Origin of the sequence: Pseudomonas sp. TWP3-1 (assembly GCF_049896625.1) — a bacterium.
In the GTDB taxonomy this organism is placed as follows: domain Bacteria; phylum Pseudomonadota; class Gammaproteobacteria; order Pseudomonadales; family Pseudomonadaceae; genus Aquipseudomonas.
In genome coordinates this window covers 231919-253312 of the sequence record NZ_JAFCUQ010000006.1, presented here as the reverse complement: position 1 = coordinate 253312, position 21394 = coordinate 231919, and the positions used below count along the sequence as shown (strand labels likewise).

General features: G+C 58.9%; 15 protein-coding genes. 10 read left to right on the top strand and 5 right to left on the bottom strand.

Translation table 11 applies throughout. The annotated features are described in order from the left end of the window. Positions 1-11: 11 nt before the first annotated feature. The 5 genes from fadA to ACP7BN_RS11385 all read left to right on the top strand — a co-directional run bounded on the left by fadA (position 12) and on the right by ACP7BN_RS11385 (position 5315). Entirely contained in the window at positions 12-1187 is a 1176-nt protein-coding gene (gene fadA, locus ACP7BN_RS11405; protein ID WP_426204116.1) for an acetyl-CoA C-acyltransferase FadA, read from the top strand. A gap of 98 nt (positions 1188-1285) precedes the next feature. Further along, positions 1286-1522, top strand: coding sequence for a DUF1653 domain-containing protein (locus tag ACP7BN_RS11400; protein ID WP_095165329.1), 237 nt, complete (start codon positions 1286-1288; stop codon positions 1520-1522). 114 nt (positions 1523-1636) lie between these two features. After that, entirely contained in the window at positions 1637-4282 is a 2646-nt protein-coding gene (gene topA, locus ACP7BN_RS11395; protein ID WP_426204114.1) for a type I DNA topoisomerase, read from the top strand. Between the two features lie 169 nt (positions 4283-4451). Continuing rightward, on the top strand, positions 4452-4976 hold the full coding sequence (locus tag ACP7BN_RS11390) for a DUF6586 family protein (RefSeq protein WP_420650644.1): 525 nt from the start codon (positions 4452-4454) through the stop codon (positions 4974-4976). A 105-nt stretch (positions 4977-5081) separates the two neighbouring features. Then, positions 5082-5315, top strand: coding sequence for a hypothetical protein (locus ACP7BN_RS11385; protein WP_420650694.1), 234 nt, complete (start codon positions 5082-5084; stop codon positions 5313-5315). Between the two features lie 74 nt (positions 5316-5389). Here the strand turns inward: ACP7BN_RS11385 and sulA are convergent, their stop codons facing one another. Together sulA and lexA are read right to left on the bottom strand one after the other, a co-directional pair. After that, a complete protein-coding gene (sulA, locus tag ACP7BN_RS11380; protein ID WP_426204113.1) occupies positions 5390-5863 on the bottom strand; it encodes an SOS-induced cell division inhibitor SulA in 474 nt (157 codons plus the stop codon). 10 nt (positions 5864-5873) lie between these two features. After that, on the bottom strand, positions 5874-6482 hold the full coding sequence (lexA, locus tag ACP7BN_RS11375; protein WP_420650646.1) for a transcriptional repressor LexA: 609 nt from the start codon (positions 6480-6482) through the stop codon (positions 5874-5876). Between the two features lie 229 nt (positions 6483-6711). Between lexA and ACP7BN_RS11370 the strand changes: the two genes are divergently transcribed. The 4 genes from ACP7BN_RS11370 (at position 6712) to ACP7BN_RS11355 (ending at position 12691) form a co-directional block, all read left to right on the top strand. Beyond that, complete coding sequence (locus ACP7BN_RS11370; protein WP_420650647.1) at positions 6712-7419, top strand: TetR/AcrR family transcriptional regulator; 708 nt, start codon at positions 6712-6714, stop codon at positions 7417-7419. 159 nt (positions 7420-7578) lie between these two features. Further along, on the top strand, positions 7579-8589 hold the full coding sequence (gene nagZ, locus ACP7BN_RS11365; RefSeq protein ID WP_426204110.1) for a beta-N-acetylhexosaminidase: 1011 nt from the start codon (positions 7579-7581) through the stop codon (positions 8587-8589). 12 nt (positions 8590-8601) lie between these two features. After that, on the top strand, positions 8602-9339 hold the full coding sequence (locus ACP7BN_RS11360) for an S-methyl-5'-thioinosine phosphorylase (protein WP_426204108.1): 738 nt from the start codon (positions 8602-8604) through the stop codon (positions 9337-9339). Between the two features lie 58 nt (positions 9340-9397). Then, positions 9398-12691: an SNF2-related protein gene (locus ACP7BN_RS11355; protein ID WP_426204106.1), complete on the top strand. Its 3294-nt coding sequence runs from the start codon at positions 9398-9400 to the stop codon at positions 12689-12691. 149 nt (positions 12692-12840) lie between these two features. On the opposite strand, the gene ACP7BN_RS11350 is transcribed toward ACP7BN_RS11355, so the two are convergent. Genes ACP7BN_RS11350 through mfd form a run of 3 tightly spaced genes read right to left on the bottom strand, consistent with a single transcriptional unit; the run spans position 12841 to position 19569 of the window. Next, positions 12841-15531 (bottom strand): SNF2-related protein, encoded by a 2691-nt coding sequence (locus ACP7BN_RS11350; protein ID WP_426204104.1) that lies wholly within the window; start codon positions 15529-15531, stop codon positions 12841-12843. Between the two features lie 11 nt (positions 15532-15542). Continuing rightward, complete coding sequence (locus ACP7BN_RS11345; protein ID WP_426204102.1) at positions 15543-16109, bottom strand: CsiV family protein; 567 nt, start codon at positions 16107-16109, stop codon at positions 15543-15545. A gap of 10 nt (positions 16110-16119) precedes the next feature. Then, positions 16120-19569 carry a transcription-repair coupling factor gene (gene mfd / locus ACP7BN_RS11340; RefSeq protein ID WP_426204101.1) on the bottom strand — a complete coding sequence of 1150 codons (3450 nt, stop codon included), beginning with the start codon at positions 19567-19569 and terminating at the stop codon, positions 16120-16122. 354 nt (positions 19570-19923) lie between these two features. On the opposite strand from mfd, the gene ACP7BN_RS11335 reads away from it, so the two are divergent. After that, positions 19924-21387, top strand: a complete 1464-nt coding sequence (locus ACP7BN_RS11335; protein WP_426204098.1) for a glyceraldehyde-3-phosphate dehydrogenase — start codon at positions 19924-19926, stop codon at positions 21385-21387. The last annotated feature ends 7 nt before the right edge of the window (positions 21388-21394 follow it).

Genomic DNA, 21394 nt, shown 5'->3' with positions numbered 1-21394 from the left:
AGTGAAATTTTATGAGCTTGAATCCAAGAGACGTCGTGATTGTCGACTTCGGTCGTACTCCGATGGGCCGCTCCAAGGGCGGCATGCACCGCAACACCCGCGCCGAAGACATGTCGGCGCACCTGATCAGCAAATTGCTGGAACGCAACGTCAAGGTTGATCCTAACGAAGTCGAAGACGTGATCTGGGGCTGCGTCAACCAGACCCTGGAACAGGGCTGGAACATCGCGCGCATGGCGTCGCTGATGACCCAGATCCCGCACACTGCTGCCGGCCAGACCGTCAGCCGCCTGTGCGGCTCGTCGATGAGCGCTCTGCACACTGCTGCGCAAGCAATCATGACCGGTAACGGTGACGTGTTCGTGGTGGGTGGCGTCGAGCATATGGGCCACGTGAGCATGATGCACGGTGTCGATCCGAACCCGCACATGTCGCTGTACGCGGCGAAAGCCTCGGGCATGATGGGCCTGACCGCGGAAATGCTCGGCAAAATGCACGGCATCACTCGCGAGCAACAGGACGCTTTCGGCGTGCGCTCGCACCAGCTCGCTCACAAGGCGACCCTGGAAGGCAAGTTCCAAGACGAAATCATCCCGATGCAGGGCTACGACGAGAACGGTTTCCTGAAACTGTTCGACTACGACGAAACCATTCGTCCGGAAACCACCCTGGAAAGCCTGGCGGCGTTGAAGCCAGCCTTTAATCCAAAGGGCGGCACCGTGACTGCCGGTACTTCGTCGCAGATCACCGATGGTGCTTCGTGCATGATCGTGATGTCGGCGCAGCGTGCGCAGGATCTCGGCATTCAGCCATTGGCGGTAATTCGTTCGATGGCGGTGGCGGGTGTGGATCCGGCAATCATGGGCTATGGTCCGGTACCGGCTACCCAGAAAGCACTGAAGCGTGCGGGCCTTGGCATCAACGATATCGACTTCTTCGAGCTCAACGAAGCTTTCGCTGCACAGGCTCTGCCAGTGCTGAAAGATCTGAAAGTACTCGACAAGATGAACGAGAAGGTTAACCTGCACGGCGGCGCGATCGCCCTGGGTCACCCGTTCGGTTGCTCCGGTGCACGGATTTCCGGCACTTTGCTCAACGTGATGAAGCAGAATGGCGGCACCTTCGGGGTTGCTACCATGTGCATTGGTCTCGGCCAAGGCATCTCCACCGTCTTCGAACGCGTCTAAGCGTCTTGTCGATGGAAGCCGGGGCCAAGTGCCCCGGTTTTTGTTTTTGTGGATTTATTTTGTTTTTATTTTGAAAAAAATTGAGGGAGGGCCAAACCATGCCGATACAACCTGGGCTCTACCAGCATTACAAAGGTCCGCAGTACCGCGTTTTCAACGTCGCGCGGCATTCCGAGACTGAAGAAGAAGTAGTGTTTTACCAAGCCCTGTATGGCGATTACGGCTTTTGGGTGCGTCCCTTGAGCATGTTTCTGGAGTCCGTCGAGGTTGACGGCGAGCAGGTCCCACGCTTTGCTTTGGTGCAAGCCGAACCAAGCCTTTTTTCCAGGCCATAAGGCGAGTGCGCGCAATACCCTGCGCTTGACCTCACCTTGTAGCCACTATATATAGCGGTGCCGCGTCAGGCGCCAACCGCCTTTCACTTCTAGAATTCAGGAATTTTCTGATCCATGGGCAAATCGCTGGTCATTGTGGAATCCCCGGCTAAGGCCAAGACCATCAACAAGTATCTGGGCAACCAATACGTGGTGAAGTCGAGTATCGGCCATATCCGAGACCTGCCCACCAGCGGTTCGGCTAGCGCCAGCAAAGAGCCAGCCGCCAAGCGCGGCAAGGCTGCCGCAGGTGAAGCGCCGGTGCTCACGCCGAAAGAGAAGGCGCGCAAGCAGCTTGTCTCGCGCATGGGTGTCGATCCCGATCAGGGCTGGAAAGCCCAGTACGAGATCCTCCCGGGCAAGGAAAAGGTCATAGAAGAGCTGCGCCGGCTCGCCAAAGATGCTGACACCATCTATCTCGCAACCGACTTGGATCGCGAGGGGGAAGCCATTGCCTGGCACCTGCGCGAAGCCATCGGTGGTGATGACAGCCGCTACAAGCGCGTGGTGTTCAACGAAATCACCAAGAAGGCGATTCAGGAAGCCTTCTCCAAGCCAGGCGAACTGGACATTGACCGCGTCAATGCTCAGCAAGCGCGTCGTTTCCTCGACCGCGTTGTTGGCTACATGGTTTCGCCGCTGCTCTGGGCCAAGATCGCTCGTGGTCTGTCCGCCGGTCGCGTGCAATCGGTAGCCGTGAAGCTGGTGGTTGAGCGTGAGCGTGAAATTCGCGCGTTCAACCCGGAAGAGTACTGGGAAGTGCATGCCGATCTCGGCACCACCAAAGGCTCGACCGTACGTTTCGAAGTGGCACGTGAGAAGGGTGAAGCCTTCAAGCCGCTCAACGAAGCGCAGGCCATGGGCGCGCTGGAGAAGCTCAAGTCTTCCAGCTACAGCATCGTCAAGCGCGAAGACAAGCCGACCAGCAGCAAGCCGTCGGCACCTTTCATCACCTCGACTCTGCAACAGGCCGCGAGCAACCGCCTGGGCTTCGGCGTGAAGAAAACCATGATGATGGCTCAGCGTCTGTACGAAGCCGGCTACATCACTTATATGCGTACCGACTCGACCAATCTCTCGGCTGATGCCGTGACGATGGCGCGCGAATACATCGAAACCGAGTTCGGCAAGAATTACCTGCCGGAAGCGCCGAACGTCTACAGCAGCAAGGAAGGCGCACAAGAGGCTCACGAAGCAATTCGTCCATCCGACGCCAACACCACGCCAAGCAAGCTGGCTGGTATGGAGCGCGATGCTGAGCGCCTCTACGAGCTGATCTGGCGCCAATTTCTGGCTTGCCAGATGCTGCCGGCGCAATACCTGTCGACCACCGTCACTGTTGCTGCCAGCGAGTTCGAGCTGCGCGCCAAGGGCCGCATCCTGAAGTTCGACGGTTATACCCGTGTCATGCCGCAAATCGCCAAACCGGGCGATGATGACGTTCTGCCCGACATGGCGCAGGGCGATGTGATGAAGCTGATCAAGCTTGATCCGACCCAGCACTTCACCAAGCCGCCGGCGCGTTATTCGGAAGCCAGCCTGGTGAAAGAAATGGAAAAACGCGGCATCGGTCGTCCTTCGACCTACGCAGCGATCATTTCAACCATTCAGGATCGCGGCTACGTGACCCTGCACAACCGTCGTTTCTATTCGGAAAAGATGGGTGACATCGTCACCGAGCGTTTGTCGGAGAGCTTCTCCAACCTCATGGACTACGGCTTCACCGCTGGCATGGAAGAGAACCTCGATGACGTGGCTCAGGGTGAGCGCGACTGGAAGAATGTGCTGGACGAGTTTTACGGCGACTTCAAGAAGAAGCTCGAAGTAGCCGAAAATCCGGAATCCGGCATGCGTGCCAACCAGCCGGTAATGACCGATATTCCGTGCACCACTTGCGGTCGTCCGATGCAGATTCGTACCGCATCGACCGGCGTGTTCCTCGGTTGCTCGGGTTATAGCCTGCCGCCGAAAGAGCGCTGCAAGGCTACCGTCAATCTGGTGCCGGGCGATGAAATCGCTGCGGACGACGAGGGTGAGTCGGAATCGCTGGTACTGCGCGGCAAGCATCGCTGCCCGATCTGCAGCACGGCGATGGACGCTTACCTGCTCGATGAGAAGCGCAAGCTGCACATCTGCGGTAACAACCCGGACTGCGCTGGCTACGAAATCGAAGAAGGCAGCTACCGGATCAAAGGCTATGAAGGCCCGAGCCTGGAATGCGACAAGTGCGGTAGCGAGATGCAGCTCAAGACCGGCCGTTTCGGCAAGTTCTTCGGCTGCACTAACGCGACCTGCAAGAACACCCGCAAACTGCTGAAAAGCGGTGACGCAGCGCCGCCGAAGATGGATCCGGTGAAGATGCCTGAGCTGAAATGCGAAAAGGTCAACGACACCTATATCCTGCGCGACGGTGCTTCTGGTCTGTTCCTCGCTGCCAGTCAGTTCCCGAAAAACCGCGAGACGCGTGCTCCGCTGGTGCTCGAGATTCTGCCGCACAAGGACGAGATCGATCCGAAGTATCACTTCCTGTGTGACGCTCCGCAGAAGGATCCTGATGGTCTGCCAGCGGTAATCCGCTACAGCCGCAAGACCAAGGAGCAATACGTGCAGACCGAAGTCGACGGCAAGCCTACCGGCTGGAAGGCTTACTTCGATGGTGGCAAGTGGACCGTTGACGACAAACGTACCGCCGCGAAACCCGCGAAAGCCGCCAAGGAATGATCGGTTGATCTGATCATTGGCCGATCAAATCGGCCAGCGCTAAAAAAGCCGCATGACGACCCTCGGGTTTTCATGCGGCTTTTTGGTTTTGTGCTTGCGGTCGGATTGGCTGATCCCCGACACTGTCCGGCCTGTGTGAAGCAATTATTTCGTTGTGGAGGCTGCCGTCATGGCCCACGAGCTCTATACCCGCACCAACCAGAAAATCTACTTCGCCGGCCTGTCGCTCGAAGCCTTGGCCAGAGCCGAAGACGGGCGGGCGATGAATTCACCGGCGCTGATGCAGGCCGGGCGTGAATCGGCGCTGTTTCATCTTTATGGGGCGTTGCTGGGCCTGTGTCATGAAATCGCCGGGTTCTACCGGCTACCGCAGGCCAGTGCGCCGCGCGCCGAAGCGTTGTTGAACCGTGAAGTGCTGGAGTCGATCGCGATTCCGGAACTGGCCGAGATGATCGAGTTGGCGGGCAATCGGGAAACCTGGCTGGCGCAATTGCTGGCCGCCCACTCAGCGTTGTTTCAGCCGCCGCGCGCGCCACGCAAGCCCAAGGGTGATGTAACGCAGCCGTTGATTCAGGCGGTTAACCTGGATGAGGAAAACACGCCAGAAGAGTTGAGTCGCGAAGAACTGGAGAGCTGGCGGCAGAACCTCAAGGGTCTGGCTCTGCGTTTTCGTGAAGGCTTGAACGAGTGCTGAGGAGGCGTGGCCAGAGCCGACGAGATGCATGCTGCTGGTCAAGATCCTGAGCGAAGCCTGAACGATGTCTATATAATCGCTGCCTTTCGTGGAGAACAGACCTACATGCCAACGTCCTTTCTAGAAATTGTCGAATTACCAGACGGCCGAATCGAGCTGCGCAGAGCTGAGGACGAAGGTACTTTGGTGACTCTGGATTTCTCCGAGGATGCCAAGGCATTCCTGCAAGGTCAGCACGTGGAAATCGCCAAGGCGATGTTGAGCGTCGGCGTGCAGATGGCAGGTCGTATGGTTGAAGGCGAGTTTGACAAGGATGAGGGGACGCGGGTTCTTCACTGATTCCCGACCCAGTAGATCGGCTTCTCTGTCCCTTGAGAAGCCATGCGCTTCACACAGCGCGCTTTATTGCTGAATCAACCCAAACGAATATTCAAACTCTGAGCGTCCCCAGTACGGGCGGCGCTGATCAGTTGTTGCCGTGAGCCTGAGTTCAATGGGTTCAACCAGGTCACCACAGTGTGGCTGCGACCCAGACGCAATGCTTCACAAGCCAGTTGCTGGGCAGTCTGCGTGCCGCGCGGTTGCAGCAGCAGGATGCGCTCGCGATTCAATCCGGCTTCGCGCAGCCAGGTCTGGGTCAGACTGGCCGGTGGAGCGATCAGGGTGAGCCAGCGAGCGTCCTGATTGTCACTCAGTTCGCGCAATATCGGGGCTAGCAGGTTCAGGCAGTTCCCGGCAGCACCGCGCAGTGACAGCTCACTGAACACTTCGGGTTCGGCGATCCATGGACGCTCGACCACATCTTTCAGGATCGGCGCCATGGGTTGTGCCAGAAACACTTCGAACAACGGCAGTTGTGTTTGCTGAGGTGTGTGTGGGAACTGCATAAAGCCTCCTTTAGCGACGGATTACGCCGACACTCAAGCCTTCGATCACCAGTTCCTGATCTTTCAGGTTGACTTCGATAGGGGCGAACTCAGGGTTTTCGGCAATCAACCAGACCTTGCTGCCGTCACGCTTGAAGCGTTTGACCGTCACTTCATCGCCAATGCGGGCAACGACCACCTGGCCGTTACGCGCTTCGCGTGTGGTGTGAACAGCAATCAGGTCACCGTCGAAAATCCCGATATCCTTCATGCTCATACCATGAACGCGCAACAGGTAGTCGGCGCGCGGATGGAAGAAGGCCGGGTTGATGTTGCAGGATTCTTCGATGTGCTGTTGGGCGAGAATCGGCGCACCGGCGGCGACCCGGCCGATGATTGGCAAGGTCGAGTCGTCGGCCTTGGCTTCGAAGCCCGGAATGCGAATCCCGCGGGAGGCGCCGGGAGTCATCTCGATAGCGCCCTTGCGCGCCAACGCTTTCAAGTGTTCTTCGGCGGCGTTGGGCGATTTGAAGCCCAGTTCCTGAGCGATCTCCGCGCGGGTAGGCGGGTAGCCGTTGTCTTCAAGGCAACGTTTGATGAAGGCCAGAATTTCGGCTTGGCGTGGCGTCAGTTTAAGCATATTGATCGCTCTGTCTTTTTATACAGTGACTGGGATTATATACAGTGAAGCGGTCTTGGCAATGGCCGTTTTTTACCATGCCGCCGGACGGTCGATGACGGCGCAGATTCCAGTGTCGTCCTTATATGGTTAAATAACTGACCGACCATTCCCAAAACGAACACGCAGGGTTGACAAGGCATAGGCTGAAACGTATGTTTCAAACAAGTGTTTGTCAGGCGGAGTAGCCATGGCCCAGTCGGAAACCGTTGAACGCATTCTTGATGCTGCCGAGCAGTTGTTCGCGGAGAAAGGTTTCGCTGAAACCTCATTGCGTTTAATCACCAGCAAGGCCGGGGTCAACCTGGCGGCGGTGAACTATCATTTCGGCTCGAAGAAAGCGCTGATTCAGGCGGTTTTCTCTCGCTTCCTTGGACCGTTCTGCATCAGCCTCGACAAAGAGCTGGAGCGGCGTCAGGCCAAGCCTGAGAACAAACCGACGCTTGAAGAGCTGCTGGAAATCCTCGTCGAACAAGCCTTGGTGGTGCAGCCACGCAGCGGCAACGACTTGTCGATTTTCATGCGGTTGCTCGGTCTGGCATTCAGTCAGAGCCAAGGCCACTTGCGGCGTTATCTGGAAGACATGTACGGCAAGGTGTTCCGTCGCTACATGATGCTGGTCAATGAAGCCGCGCCGCGTATTCCACCGATCGAGCTGTTCTGGCGTGTGCACTTCATGCTCGGTGCCGCAGCGTTCAGCATGTCCGGCATTAAAGCGTTACGTGCGATTGCTGAAACAGACTTCGGCGTCAACACTTCCATCGAGCAGGTGATGCGCTTGATGGTGCCGTTCCTCGCCGCCGGCATGCGCGCCGAGACCGGCGTCACCGATACTGCCATGGCCAGCGCACAACTGCGTCCGCGCAGCAAAACCGCTCCGGTGCCTGCCAAGGTTTGAAACGTAAACGAGTGGGCGCGGCTGTGGACATCCGCTAAGCTAGCCGCCCATGCCAACTCTCGTTCTGAACCCGCTTACCATTGAAATCGCCGTCCTGCCGGGCCATGTGCCCGGCGGCGATTTTTTGTGGGGCGGGTTTTTTGTTATCAAGGAATTTTTATGACTGCTGGCCTGCAAGGCTCGTTGATGGTGGACGTCGCCGGTACCTGGCTGACGGCCGAAGATCGCCAATTGTTGCGCCAGCCCGAAGTGGGCGGCCTGATCATCTTTGCGCGCAACATCGAGCATCCGCGTCAGGTGCGCGAACTCAGCGCGTCGATCCGTGCGATTCGTCCTGACCTGCTGCTGGCGGTGGACCAAGAGGGCGGCCGCGTCCAGCGTCTGCGTCAGGGCTTCGTGCGTCTGCCGGCCATGCGCGCAATTGCCGACAACCCGAATGCTGAATACCTCGCCGAGCAGTGCGGCTGGATCATGGCCACCGAAGTGCTGGCCGTCGGACTCGACCTGAGCTTCGCCCCGGTGCTGGATCTGGATTACCAGCGCAGTGCCGTGGTCGGCACCCGCTCGTTTGAGGGCAACCCGGAGCGCGCCGCAACACTTGCTGGCGCATTCATCAAGGGTATGAACAGCGCGGGCATGGCTGCCACCGGCAAACATTTCCCCGGTCACGGTTGGGCCGAAGCCGATTCCCACGTAGCTATTCCTAACGACGAGCGCAGCCTCGACGAGATCCGCGCCAACGATCTGGTGCCATTCGCCAGGCTGAGCAAACAATTGGCCGCCGTGATGCCGGCCCACGTTATCTACCCGCAAGTCGACCCACAGCCTGCCGGTTTCTCCCGGCGCTGGTTGCAGGACATTTTGCGCGGCGAGTTGCAGTTCGACGGTGTGATCTTCAGCGATGACCTGTCGATGGCCGGCGCGCATGTGGTCGGCGATGCCGCCAGTCGTATCGAAGCGGCCCTCAGCGCCGGTTGCGACATGGGTCTGGTATGCAACGATCGCGCAGCGGCCGAACTGGCCCTGAGCGCGGCTCAACGCCTGAAAGTCACACCGTCTCCGCGCATTGCGCGGATGCGCGGCCAGGCTATCGCCAGCACCGAATACCGTCAGGATCCGCGTTGGCTGACCGCTGTCGGCGCGCTCAAAGACGCTCAACTGATTGATTAAGGATTTTTCGCTATGACGGTTTACGCAATCATCGGTGGCACCGGCCTGACCCAACTCGAAGGCTTGAGCATTCGTCAGTCGCTGGCAGTGGACACCCCCTACGGCGCGCCATCGGCCGAGGTGCAGATCGGCGAATACGCCGGCAAGGAAGTACTGTTCCTCGCCCGTCATGGCCATCCGCACCGCTTCCCGCCGCACAAGGTCAACTACCGCGCGAACCTTTGGGCGCTGAAGCAGGCCGGGGCCGAAGCGATCATTGCAGTCAACGCGGTCGGCGGGATTCACCCGGCGATGGGCACCGGACATTTCTGCGTCCCGCACCAGATCGTCGACTACACCAGCGGTCGCGAACACACCTATTTCGCTGATGATCTGGAGCACGTCACACACATCGACTTCAGCTTTCCTTACAGCGAGCCGTTGCGCCAGCAATTGATCGCCGCATTGGCTGCCGAGGGTTGCGAATACAGCGATCAAGGCGTGTACGCCTGCACCCAGGGTCCGCGTCTGGAAACGGTGGCCGAAATTGTGCGTCTGGAGCGTGACGGCTGCGACATCGTCGGCATGACCGGCATGCCGGAAGCGGCGCTGGCGCGTGAGTTGGAGCTGGATTACGCCTGTCTGTCACTGGTGGTCAACCCAGCGGCCGGCAAGACCACCGCGGTGATCACCATGGCCGAAATCGAGCAGGCACTGCATGACGGCATGGGCAAGGTGAAATCGACCTTGGCGCGCGTACTCAAGGGCTGAGTTTCAGCGGCTCGAAACGGACTTCATCATTCACCCGCGATCAATCGGCGTAGATTCCATGATGACAATCACTGAACACCTGGATGCGCAACCTTGGGCAAATATGTTCAGTAACCGCACTTTGGACAAGGCGCGTCTCTACGCCGACGAGCGACGGGTGGAGATTCGTCAGATCGATGAGCAGGTGATTTTCGCGACGTGCCTTGGCTCCGAGCGGCAGAGATACGATCAGATCATTGAACTCGTCAAAAGTCCGACCGGACGCTGGGAGCTCATGTGTTCATGCACCTGCCCGATGGAGTCCGATTGCAAGCACTGCGCCGCCACCATCTATCACCTGCAGGATCAGCCCGTAACGGCCACTGAAAGCATCCCGCAGGTTCATTTGAACCGTGAATTGGAACGCTGGCTCGCCGATATCCCTTCTGCAAACAAGTCTGACGCTGAGCCTGCGCAAGCAGCGGGCACGCGTCTGGTGTACCAGCTCAGGCCGACGTCCGTCGCGGGCAAGTGGGCGCTGGAAATTTACCGCGCCCAGCAGCTCAAGACCGGTGAATTGAAAGACATCAAGCAGATGTACTCGCTGTCGGACATGCTGATGCGCGAGCCTGGTTACCTGACGGAGCTGGATCTGCGGATTGCCCGACTGTTGGTCGCTGTCTATTCCCATCACGCCTATCACGGCGGCTACATGTTGCAGGGCAGCAGCGGTGCTGAACTGCTTGAAATGCTGGTGAAAACCGCGCGACTGTTCCTCGATCTCAAGCGTTCGCAGCCATTGAGATTCGGCGAGAAGAGAGCAGGGCAGTTCGCTTGGGCCGAACAATCCAACGGCAGCTTCCGCCCGCAGTGGAGCAGCGAAGAAGCGGCGGTGGAAACGGTATTTGCCCTTGAGCCGCTGTACTACCTGGATCGCGAGCGCCTGCAAGTCGGACAGTTAGTCACTGGACTTGATGAAAAACTCGCGTGTCACCTTTCGTTGGCGCCGGATATCCCGGCCCACCAGGCGATGCAGTTCAGTCATCGAATGAGCGCGACCACTCAAGTTATCCCGCCGCATGTTTTGACCGAACGGATCGTCGAGGGAGTCATGCCTCAGGCGCACCTGACACTCGCCAGCGGCAAGCGCTACGTGAACTGGAAATATGAGCCGGAGCATCGCGCAGCATTGGCCTTTTCCTATAACGGTCATCCCGCCGTGGACAGGAATCCGGAAGTGTTGGTCCTGTCGGGTAACGAAACCCAGCGCATCCAGCGTAATCCCGTCGCCGAGAAAGTCCTGCGCCAACTCATGCAGAAGCACGGCTTCAAGAAAGCCACGCGCAAGAGCAACCTGGATCGTCCTGGCGAAATGTTCACACTGCCCGACGATCCAGCGTGGCTCGCGTTCATGCAGGACGGCCTGGAAGTTTTGCGCGAGGCGAACTGGCAGGTCGAGATCGCCGACGGTTTCCAATTCAACGTGCAGCCAGTCGAGCACTGGTACGCAGAAGTCGAGGAGGAGGCCGGACACCAATGGTTTGATCTGCAATTGGGCATCGTCGTCAATGGTAAACGTCACAGTCTGTTGCCGATTCTGCTGCACCTGTTGCGCACGCAACCGAAATTGCTCGAGCCTTCCAGCCTGGCTGAGCGCGACGATGACGAACAACTGTTGATCGAACTGGGTTTCGGCCGCTGGGGTTCCACCGACACCACCAAAGTCGCCCTGCCTTACGGCCGGATCAAACCGCTGATGGCCACGCTCGGTGAGTTGTATCTGGGCAATCATCAGGGCGATGCATTGCGCCTGAGTGCTCCGGATGCTGCGCGTCTGAGCGTGTTGGAGGGTGTTGATCTGGTCTGGCAGGGCGGCGAGCGCCTGCGCAGTTTTGCCCAGAAACTGCGCGAATCGACCTACGCGCAAGTCGCTGCTCCAAAGGGCCTCCAGGCAACCTTGCGGCCTTATCAACTCGAGGGGTTGAACTGGATGCAGACCCTGCGCGAGTTGGGCGTCGGTGGCATTTTGGGCGATGACATGGGGCTGGGCAAAACCCTGCAAACCCTGGCGCATCTGCTCACTGAAAAGCACGCCGGACGGCTCGATCGTCCGGCCCTCGCTGTGATGCCCACCAGCCTGATCCCCAACTGGCTCGACGAGGCGCTGCGCTTCACTCCGCAGCTCAAAGTGCTTGCGCTGCATGGCGCGGCGCGGCAAAAAGATTTCGCCAGCCTGGCGCAATACGATCTGGTGTTGACCACCTACGCACTGCTGCCGCGGGATCTCGAGGTATTGCAGGCGCAGATGTGGAGTGTGCTGATTCTCGACGAAGCGCAGAACATCAAAAATCCGGTCAGCAAAGCGGCTCAGGCTGCCCGCGATTTACACGCGGACCAACGTCTGTGCCTGAGCGGCACACCGCTGGAAAACCACCTCGGCGAACTCTGGTCGCAGTTCCATTTTCTGCTGCCCGGCTGGCTCGGTGACAACAAAAGCTTCAATCGCGACTACCGCACGCCGATCGAGAAACATGGCAACGCCGAGCGCATGCACCATCTGACGGCGCGGATTAAACCCTTCCTGCTGCGGCGCAAGAAAGATCAGGTGGCAACCGAGCTGCCACCGAAAACCGAAATCGTGCATTGGGTTGATCTCAGCGACGGGCAGCGCGATGTTTATGAAACCGTGCGCGTGGCTATGGACAAAAAAGTCCGCGACGAAATCAGCCGCAACGGCGTTGGCCGCAGTCAGATCATCATTCTCGATGCGCTGCTCAAGCTGCGCCAAGTGTGTTGCGATCTGCGCTTGCTGAAAATGCCGCTCACGGCAAAAGCGCTGCGGGCCGGTAGCGGCAAACTGCTCAGCCTGATGGAAATGCTCGAAGAGTTGCTCAGCGAAGGGCGCAAGATTCTGCTGTTTTCGCAGTTCACATCGATGCTGGCGTTGATCGAGGAAGAGTTGCAACAGCGGGGGCTTGGCTACTCGTTACTGACCGGTGAAACCACGGATCGGCGCACGCCGGTCAAGGATTTCCAGAGCGGTAAGGTGCCGCTGTTCTTGATCAGCCTGAAGGCCGGCGGGACGGGTCTGAATCTCACTGCTGCGGACACCGTGATCCATTTCGATCCGTGGTGGAACCCGGCGGTGGAAAATCAGGCGACCGACCGTGCCTACCGGATCGGGCAGAACAAACCAGTGTTCGTCTACAAACTGATTGCTCGCGGCACGGTCGAGGAAAAGATCCAGGCATTGCAGCAAGAGAAAGCTGCATTGGCCGGCGCGGTCCTTGAGGGCGGGACCACTGGCGGCTGGAAGCTCGAGCAGAGCGACATCGAGGCCTTGTTCGCGCCGCTGCCTGTTTCAAAAGATTGATGGCCTGAGTCTGAGGCCATCATCTGATGGCCCCATCGCTGGCAAGCCAGCTCCCACAGGTATTGAGTTGAATCACGGTTTTGTGTACGACTGATAACTCTGTGGGAGCTGGCTTGCCAGCGATAGCTATCTAACAGACGACAAAAATCTCAGCGTTTTTCGAGTTTGTCCGGCAGCGGTGCAAAAAGCGCTTCAATATCGTCGTTCTGCAACTTCCAGTCACCGGCCTTGCGCCCATCCAGCACGCCTGCGGCCAAGTCAGATTTTTCCCGCTGCAAGTGCTGGATTTTCTCTTCCACGGTGCCGCGCGCGATCATCTTGTAGACGAATACCGGTTTCTCCTGACCGATGCGATACGCGCGGTCGGTTGCCTGATTCTCGGTTGCCGGGTTCCACCATGGATCGTAGTGAATCACCGTGTCGGCCTCGGTCAGGTTCAATCCGACGCCGCCAGCCTTCAGGCTGATCAGAAAAATCTGACGAGTGCCGCTCTGGAATTCCTTCACCGGCGTGCGCCGATCGCGGGTCTGACCGGTCAAAAGCGCGTAGGAAATTTTGCGCTTCTTCAGCTCGTCTTCGATCAGCGACAACATCGAAGTGAACTGCGAGAACAACAGAATCCGTCGACCTTCTTCAAACAATTCCTCAAGCATCTCCATCAAGCTGTCGAGCTTGCCCGAGGTGCTGCCACGCGCGGGCAGGGTGGCGCCGCTGACCAAACGCAAATCGCAGCACACCTGACGCAGTTTCAGCAGCGCTTCCAGAATGATGATCTGGCTACGCGCCACGCCTTTGCGGGTGATCTCGTCGCGGACTTTCTTGTCCATCGCCAGACGCATGGTTTCGTACACGTCGCGCTGCGCTTCGTTGAGATCGACCCAATGGATGATCTCGGTTTTCGGCGGCAGTTCGGTGGCGACCTGCTCTTTGGTGCGGCGCAGCAGGAACGGTTTGATCCGACCGTTCAGGTGCTGAAGTCTGACTTCACTGCCGCGCTTTTCAATCGGCACACGGTAATCGGCGTTGAAGCTTTTCACGTCGCCGAGCCAGCCGGGCAGTAAGAAGTGGAACAGCGACCACAGTTCACCCAAGTGGTTTTCCAGTGGCGTACCACTCAGGCACAGGCGCTGGCGCGCGTTGAGTTCGCGCGCAGCCTGCGCGGCTTTGCTGTTGGGATTTTTGATGTATTGCGCTTCATCCAGCACCAACACGTGCAGCGGTTGCTGCGCGAGACGTTCGACGTCCTTGGGCAGCAGCGCATAGGTGGTGAGGATCAAGTCGTATTCGGCCAGATGCTCAAAGTGCTTTTTACGCGTGGCACCGTACAGCGCGACAACCTTCAACTGCGGCGTGAAATGCGCCGCTTCGTCGAGCCAGTTGGGAATCAGGCTGGTCGGCATTACCACCATGCACGGCCGATCCAGGCGTCCGGCGATCTTCTCGCTGAGAATATGCGCCAGGGTCTGCAGGGTTTTGCCCAGCCCCATGTCGTCCGCAAGAATCCCACCGACTTCGAGCTGGCGCAGTGATTGCATCCAGCTCAAACCTTCAAGCTGATAAGGCCGCAGAACCGCGTTCAGGCCTTCCGGCGCCACCGCGCTGTAATCGCGGATGTCGCGCAAGCGCTGGGCGAAGCCGCGAATCTGCTCGCCGCCCTCCCACAGCAGTGGAATGCCCTCCAGCGAATTCAGGCGCGTCGCGTCAGCCTTGCTCAGGCGTAACGTGGTTTCGCCCGGTTGCTGCAAATAAAACTCGCCAAGAGTGGCCAGCACCGGTTTCAAACGACCGAGCGGCAGGGCTACTTGCAACGGCCCGTTCTCGATCGTTCGCTGCGGAATATTTACCAGAATCAGTTCGTCGTCACGCCGACGGGCGAGGCGTTCCGGGTTGAGGATTTCGGCGTGCGAGCGCATCAGGTTGAGTAGGATTGGCAGCAAGCTCAGGCGCTCACCGTTGACGATGATCCCCAGCTCCAGATCGAACCAGTCGCGCTCTGGCGCCTGCTCGACAGTGGCGTACCAATCGTCGACGACCGTCAGATCAAAGCCGAACTCCTCGTCGATCTGCAATTCCCAGCCCTGCGTGCGCAGCTTCTGCAGTTCATTCAGGGTGAAGGTCAGCCATGCGCTGTCATTGACCATCTCATAGAGTTCGCCGGCGCTTTCCGGCAGGGCTTTGCTCTGGCGGGTGGCGATGCGGAAACCGAGGATGCGCAGTTGCTCGCGGTAAGTCTGTTCGACGTCCGGGTGACGTTTGATTCGCAGGGTCTGGGCTTCCTGACGAATCAGGATGTCACTGTTTTTCTGCCCGCTGACGTATTCGTCCAAGTAGCTGAACGACAGCGCTGCGCGGTGCTGAATGTAGCGTTGCATCTTGCCATTGCGCGGTTCGAACGCGCTGAACTCGACGCTGGCCAGCCACAGGCGCGGCACCGGTTGCACGTTATCCACCAGCACTTGCGGCGGCGCTGTCGGGCTGCGGTTTTCCAGTACGGCCGAGAGTTTTTCCAGCAGCTCGGCGTCTTTCGCCGCGGCCGGGTATTCGAGGGTTTCCTGGACTTGCAGCAACACCGCTGCGCAGTGTTTGCAGTTGCTGTGCACCGGACAGGTGCAGGTGGCGTCGACCATCAGCAGCGTGCCTTTGGCCGACTCGCGCAGGCGAATCGTCTGCCGGTAGACGTTACCGCCAGAGCCTTCGCAACTGGCGGTAATGGTTGCGTCGCCAACCTGGACGATGCGTACGCGGTTTTCCAGGGCGTAGCGGCGACCACGCTCCAGGCTCTGTTCCTTGAATCGGCTGACCCAGGAGGGTGCCAACGGTTTGCTCAGGGGCGAGGACATGAGGACTTCGATCAGTCCGGAATGGCTTCAGGCGCTTCGCGAGGCGCTGGCGCCGTCAGGGAAGTGATCTTGATCAGCAGGCCGAGGTGGCCGTTATCCAGAAAATTGAGTTGACCGTTTTTGGTGTGGCTCTCTTGCTTGAGGCGTTCGCTGGCGGTGACCAGGCCATTGGCGTCAATCTGATTGACCCAGAAATCCGCGTTGACGTCGGTGAACCGGCCGAGCTTCATCTCCAGAGTGCCCTCGATCGGGAACTGTCCGAACTGCTCCGCACCTTCACTGACCGCAACTTTAACCGGCACTTCGCCAAGGTTTTGCTGCCAGGCTTTGTGCATCAGTACGCTGTACTCGCCGCTGGCCGTCAGCTTGCTTGCAACGTCACCCAGCGCTGGCGTGCGTTGGCTGTCATTGCCCAGGCGCTGGGCACCAGCGGCCCAGTCTTCCGGTGCGGCGCGGCTGACAATCGCCGGCACAGCGTTCTGACGGACCAGAATCATTTCGACTTGATACAAGTCATCGGCAAATGCCGACGGGGCGACCAGAGTCAGCAACAAAGTCAGTGAGCGAAACAGGCGCATGCGGCGTCCTTCAAGCAGTTTTCGGAATGAGGCGCTCGAACAGCGCCTCTACAGTATTAAAGCGCTCTTCCGGGCGCTCCATCGGCACCATGAATTTGAATACCGTGGCGCCCTCGAATTTGTAGCGTTTTGGCTGACCCTGAATCAGTTTGATCAGGGTCAGCGGATCGACCGGCGTCTGCGCGGCGAACTCGATGCGCCCACCTTGCGGGCCGCCATCGACTTTCTTGATGCCCAGTTGCTCGGCCTGCAATTTCAGCGCAGTGATGCGCACCAGATTCTTGGTCGGTTCCGGCAGCAAGCCAAAGCGATCGATCATCTCGACTTGCAGATCTTTCAAACCTTCTTCATCGGTAGCCGAGGCGATGCGTTTGTACAGAATCAGGCGCGCGTGCACATCCGGCAGATAGCTTTCCGGAATCAACGCCGGGACCCGCAGATTGACCTCCGGGCCACCGCCGAGCGGTTGATCGAGATTTGGTTGCTCGCCCTTGCGGATCGATTTCACCGCGCGTTCAAGCATCTCCATGTACAGCGTGAAACCGACGGCCTGAATCTGCCCGCTCTGACCGTCGCCAAGCAATTCGCCGGCGCCACGGATTTCCAGGTCGTTGGTCGCCAGCACGAAACCGGCGCCGAGATCCTGGGTGTTGGCAATCGCTTCCAGGCGCTTCTCGGCGTCGCCGGTGATTTGCTGGCGCGGCGGTGTCAGTAGGTAGGCGTAAGCCTGGTGGTGACTGCGACCGACGCGGCCACGCAATTGGTGCAATTGCGCCAGACCGAACTTGTCGGCACGCTCGATGATGATGGTGTTGGCGCTCGGCACGTCGATGCCGGTCTCGATGATGGTCGAGGCGATCAACACGTTGAAGCGCTTGTGGTAGAAGTCGCTCATCACTTGTTCGAGATCGCGTTCGCGCATCTGTCCGTGACCGATGCCGATGCGTGCTTCTGGCACCAGTTCGGCCAGATCAGCAGCGCATTTCTCGATGGTTTTGACGTCGTTGTGCAGGTAGTAAACCTGACCGCCGCGCAGCAACTCACGCAGCAACGCTTCCTTGACCGTGCTCTTGTTCTGCTCCATGACGAAGGTACGCACTGACAAACGGCGCGCCGGCGGCGTGGCGATGATCGACAGATCGCGCATGCCCGACACCGCCATGTTCAGCGTGCGCGGAATCGGTGTGGCGGTCAGCGTAAGGATGTCGACTTCACTGCGCAGGGCCTTGAGCTGTTCTTTCTGGCGCACACCGAAACGGTGTTCTTCGTCGATGATCACCAAACCAAGATTTTTGATCTTCACATCGTCGGAGAGCAGTTTGTGCGTGCCGATGACGATGTCGATTTTGCCTTCGGCCAGCTCGGCAATCGCCGCGTTGACTTCTTTGGCCGACTTGAAGCGGCTCATCACTTCCACGGTTACCGGCCAGTCGGCGAAGCGGTCGCGGAAACTGTTGTAATGCTGCTGGGCGAGCAGGGTGGTCGGTACCAGAATCGCCACTTGGCGACCGCCATGCACGGCGATGAACGCGGCACGCATCGCCACTTCGGTCTTGCCGAAACCAACGTCGCCGCAGACCAGCCGATCCATCGGTTTCGGCGCGAGCATGTCGGCGCGCACCGCTTCGATGGTGGTTTGCTGGTCGGGCGTTTCTTCGAACGGGAAACCGGCGCTGAACGTAGCGTAATCGGCTTTCGGATCGGCGAACGCATAACCTTCGCGCGCAGCACGACGCGCATAAATGTCGAGCAGTTCGGCGGCGACGTCGCGCACCTGTTCGGCGGCCTTGCGCTTGGCTTTCTGCCAGGTTTCCGAACCGAGACGGTGCAGCGGAGCCAGCGCATCGTCGCTGCCGGTGTAGCGCGCGATCAGATGCAGGTTGGCCACCGGCACATACAGCTTGGCGCCTTCGGCGTATTGCAGCGTGAGGAATTCAGCGGCCTGATCGTCGATTTCCAGTGTCGCCAAGCCGAGGTAACGACCGACACCGTGATCGATGTGCACCACCGGCGCGCCTTCGCGCAGCTCGGTGAGGTTCTTGATTACCGCATCGTTGTTGGCGTCGGCGCGTTTCTCGCGGCGACGGCGCTGCATCACGCGCTGACCGAACAACGGACTTTCCGCAATCAGTGCCAGCGCCGGGTCGTCGAGCATCAGGCCTTCGTCGAGCGGGGCGATGGTGATCGCCAGGCGCTCTTTTGATGCAACAAAGTCCGGCCAGCTGTCGACGGTTTTCGGTCGCAGCTTCAAGCGTTCAAGCAATTCCAGCAGCACTTCGCGACGGCCCGCAGATTCGGCGGTAAACAGCACGCGCCCCGGGAATTCGTCGAGGAAACCTGCCAGCGCCGCCAGCGGCTGCGTGGCTTTGGCTTCAATCGCCAGATTCGGCAACACCTGCGCCGGGAAGCGCTCGCGGCCGGCGCCGCTTTCCACATCCTGCTGACTCGCGACCACGCGCGGCCAGTTCTTCAGGCGCGCGAAGCAGTCTTCGACCGGCAGAAACAATTCGGCTGGTGGCAATAAAGGACGTGATGGATCGACGCGGCGCTCTTCATAACGATTGCGCACGTCGTTCCAGAAGTTTTCCGCCGCTTGCTCGATGCCCGGCAGCGAGAACACTTGGGTGTCTTGCGGCAGGTAATCGAACAGGGTCGAAGTTTCGTCGAAGAACAGCGGCAGGTAGTACTCGATGCCGGCCGGGGTAATCCCGCTGCTCAGGTCCTGAAAGATCGGGCAGCGGCGGAAGTCGACGTCGAAACGCTCGCGGAAACGCGCCTTGAACCGGGTGACCGCGTCTTTCTGCAGCGGGAATTCGCGGGCCGGCAGCAGCTTGACCGAATCGACCTTGTCGATGGAGCGCTGGTTTTCCGGATCGAAGGTGCGCAGGGTTTCGATTTCGTCATCGAACAGATCGATGCGAAACGGCAGTTTGCTGCCCATCGGGAACAGGTCGATCAGCGAGCCACGTACGGTGAATTCGCCGTGCTCGTAGACCGTGTCAACGTAGCGATAGCCGCTGGCTTCGAGCCGCGTGCGCATCTGCTCGACATCGAGTTTCTGGCCGACATCCAGCACCAGACTGCTGCCGAGCAGGAATTTGGTCGGCGCCAGGCGATGCAGGGCAGTGGTGATCGGCACCACCAGCACGCCATGTTCCAGCTCCGGCAGCCTGTACAAGGCAGCGATGCGCTGGGAAATGATGTCTTGATGGGGCGAGAACAGATCGTAGGGCAGGGTTTCCCAGTCCGGGAAATGCAGCACCGGCAAATCCGGGGCGAAGAAGCCCAGCTCCTGTTCCAGCCGTTCGGCACTTTGGCTGTCGGCGGTCAGGAGCAGTGTGAAGCGCTTGGCAGCGCTGGCAGCCTCGGCAATCGCCAGGCTCAGGGCGGCACCGGGCAAATTGCCCCAATGCTGTTTACCTGCCGCAGCAGGGAGTTGCGGTAGACGCAGGACGGGCACGGAAGGTTGAGCTCCAGGCGGTGCGACAAAGTCGGTAATTGTAGCGGCGTCGGGTGCCGCCTGTCAGTTGCGGTGTGCGTCTATCTGCACCGTTCGGGAAAAATGTAGTGGTAACAACAAAAAACCGGGTTTTTTAAAGCATTATGTAGTGCCGAAAGCGGCCGGTGTTTCGGAGGGTTACAGACATCGTCTGACAGTCGTCGAAAAATTGACTGCGCTGCAAGCCCCGGTTTTACTGGGCTGGAGAAGGGCGTAATTTTTTTGAACAGGATTTTGTTACTGATTGCGCGACAGGCGCGCATTGCTACAAGTGCTTTCGAGCGGCATAATGTAGCCCCTTTTTTCTGCCCCTACATGTGGAAGGTTACCGTGACTCAGAAGCCCGACCAGTGTCTTGGTGAATGGATCGACCGTGAAGCTCTCGCAGAAGCGATGATTCCGCTTATCGGTCAGCTCTACCGCAATAACAACGTGGTGAGCTCGATCTATGGCCGCAGCCTGATCAACCAGTCTGTCATCGCGATTCTCAAAGCCCACCGCTTTGCGCGTCACCGTTCTTCCGACGACAGCGAACTCTCCGTCCACGAAACATTCCCTCTTCTTAAAGCCATGAGCGAGCTCAAGCTCGGCGCGGCTTCGGTGGATCTGGGCAAGTTGGCGTATAAATTCCGCAACGAAGGCAATGGCCGCAGCGCCGAGCAATTCGTTCGCGAAGAGATGGCCGATGTAGTTGGCCAGCAGAACGCTTCCGCACGTAAAGGCACCGACGTTGTGCTCTACGGCTTCGGTCGTATCGGCCGTCTGCTGGCGCGCATCCTGATCGAAAAAACCGGTGGCGGCGACGGTCTGCGTCTGCGTGCCATCGTCGTGCGTAAAGGCGCCGATAACGACCTGACCAAACGCGCCAGCCTGCTGCGCCGCGATTCGGTGCATGGTTCGTTCAATGGCACCATCACCATCGACGAAGAAAACAACACCATCACCGCCAACGGTAACCTGATCCAGGTGATCTACGCGAAGAACCCGACTGAAGTGGATTACACCCAGTACGGCATCAAAGACGCGCTGCTGGTGGACAACACCGGTGTATGGCGTGACGCCGAGGGCCTGGGTCAGCACCTGGCATGCCCGGGTATCGACCGCGTTGTTCTGACCGCGCCTGGCAAAGGCAAGCTGAAGAACATCGTGCACGGTATCAACCACGGTGAAATCACCGCTGACGACAAGATCGTGTCTGCCGCTTCCTGCACCACCAACGCCATCGTGCCGGTGCTGAAAGCTGTGAATGACAAGTTCGGCATCATCAATGGTCACGTCGAAACCGTTCACTCGTACACCAACGACCAGAACCTGATCGACAACTTCCACAAGGGCGATCGCCGTGGTCGTAGCGCCGCGCTGAACATGGTTATCACCGAGACCGGTGCTGCCACTGCTGCTGCCAAGGCTCTGCCTGAGCTGGCCGGCAAGCTGACCGGTAACGCGATCCGTGTTCCGACGCCGAACGTGTCGATGGCCATTCTCAACCTGAACCTTGAGAAAGCCGCCACCCGTGAAGAGATGAACGAGTACCTGCGCTACATGGCGCTGCACTCCGATCTGCACAAGCAGATCGACTTCGTCAATTCGCAGGAAGTGGTTTCGACCGACTTCGTTGGTTCGCGCCACGCCGGTGTGGTCGACGCTGAAGCGACCATCACTCAGGATAATCGCGTTGTTCTGTACGTCTGGTACGACAACGAGTTCGGTTACAGCTGCCAGGTAATCCGCGTGATGGAAGACATGGCCGGTGTAAACCCGCCAGCATTCCCGCGCTAAGCCTTAG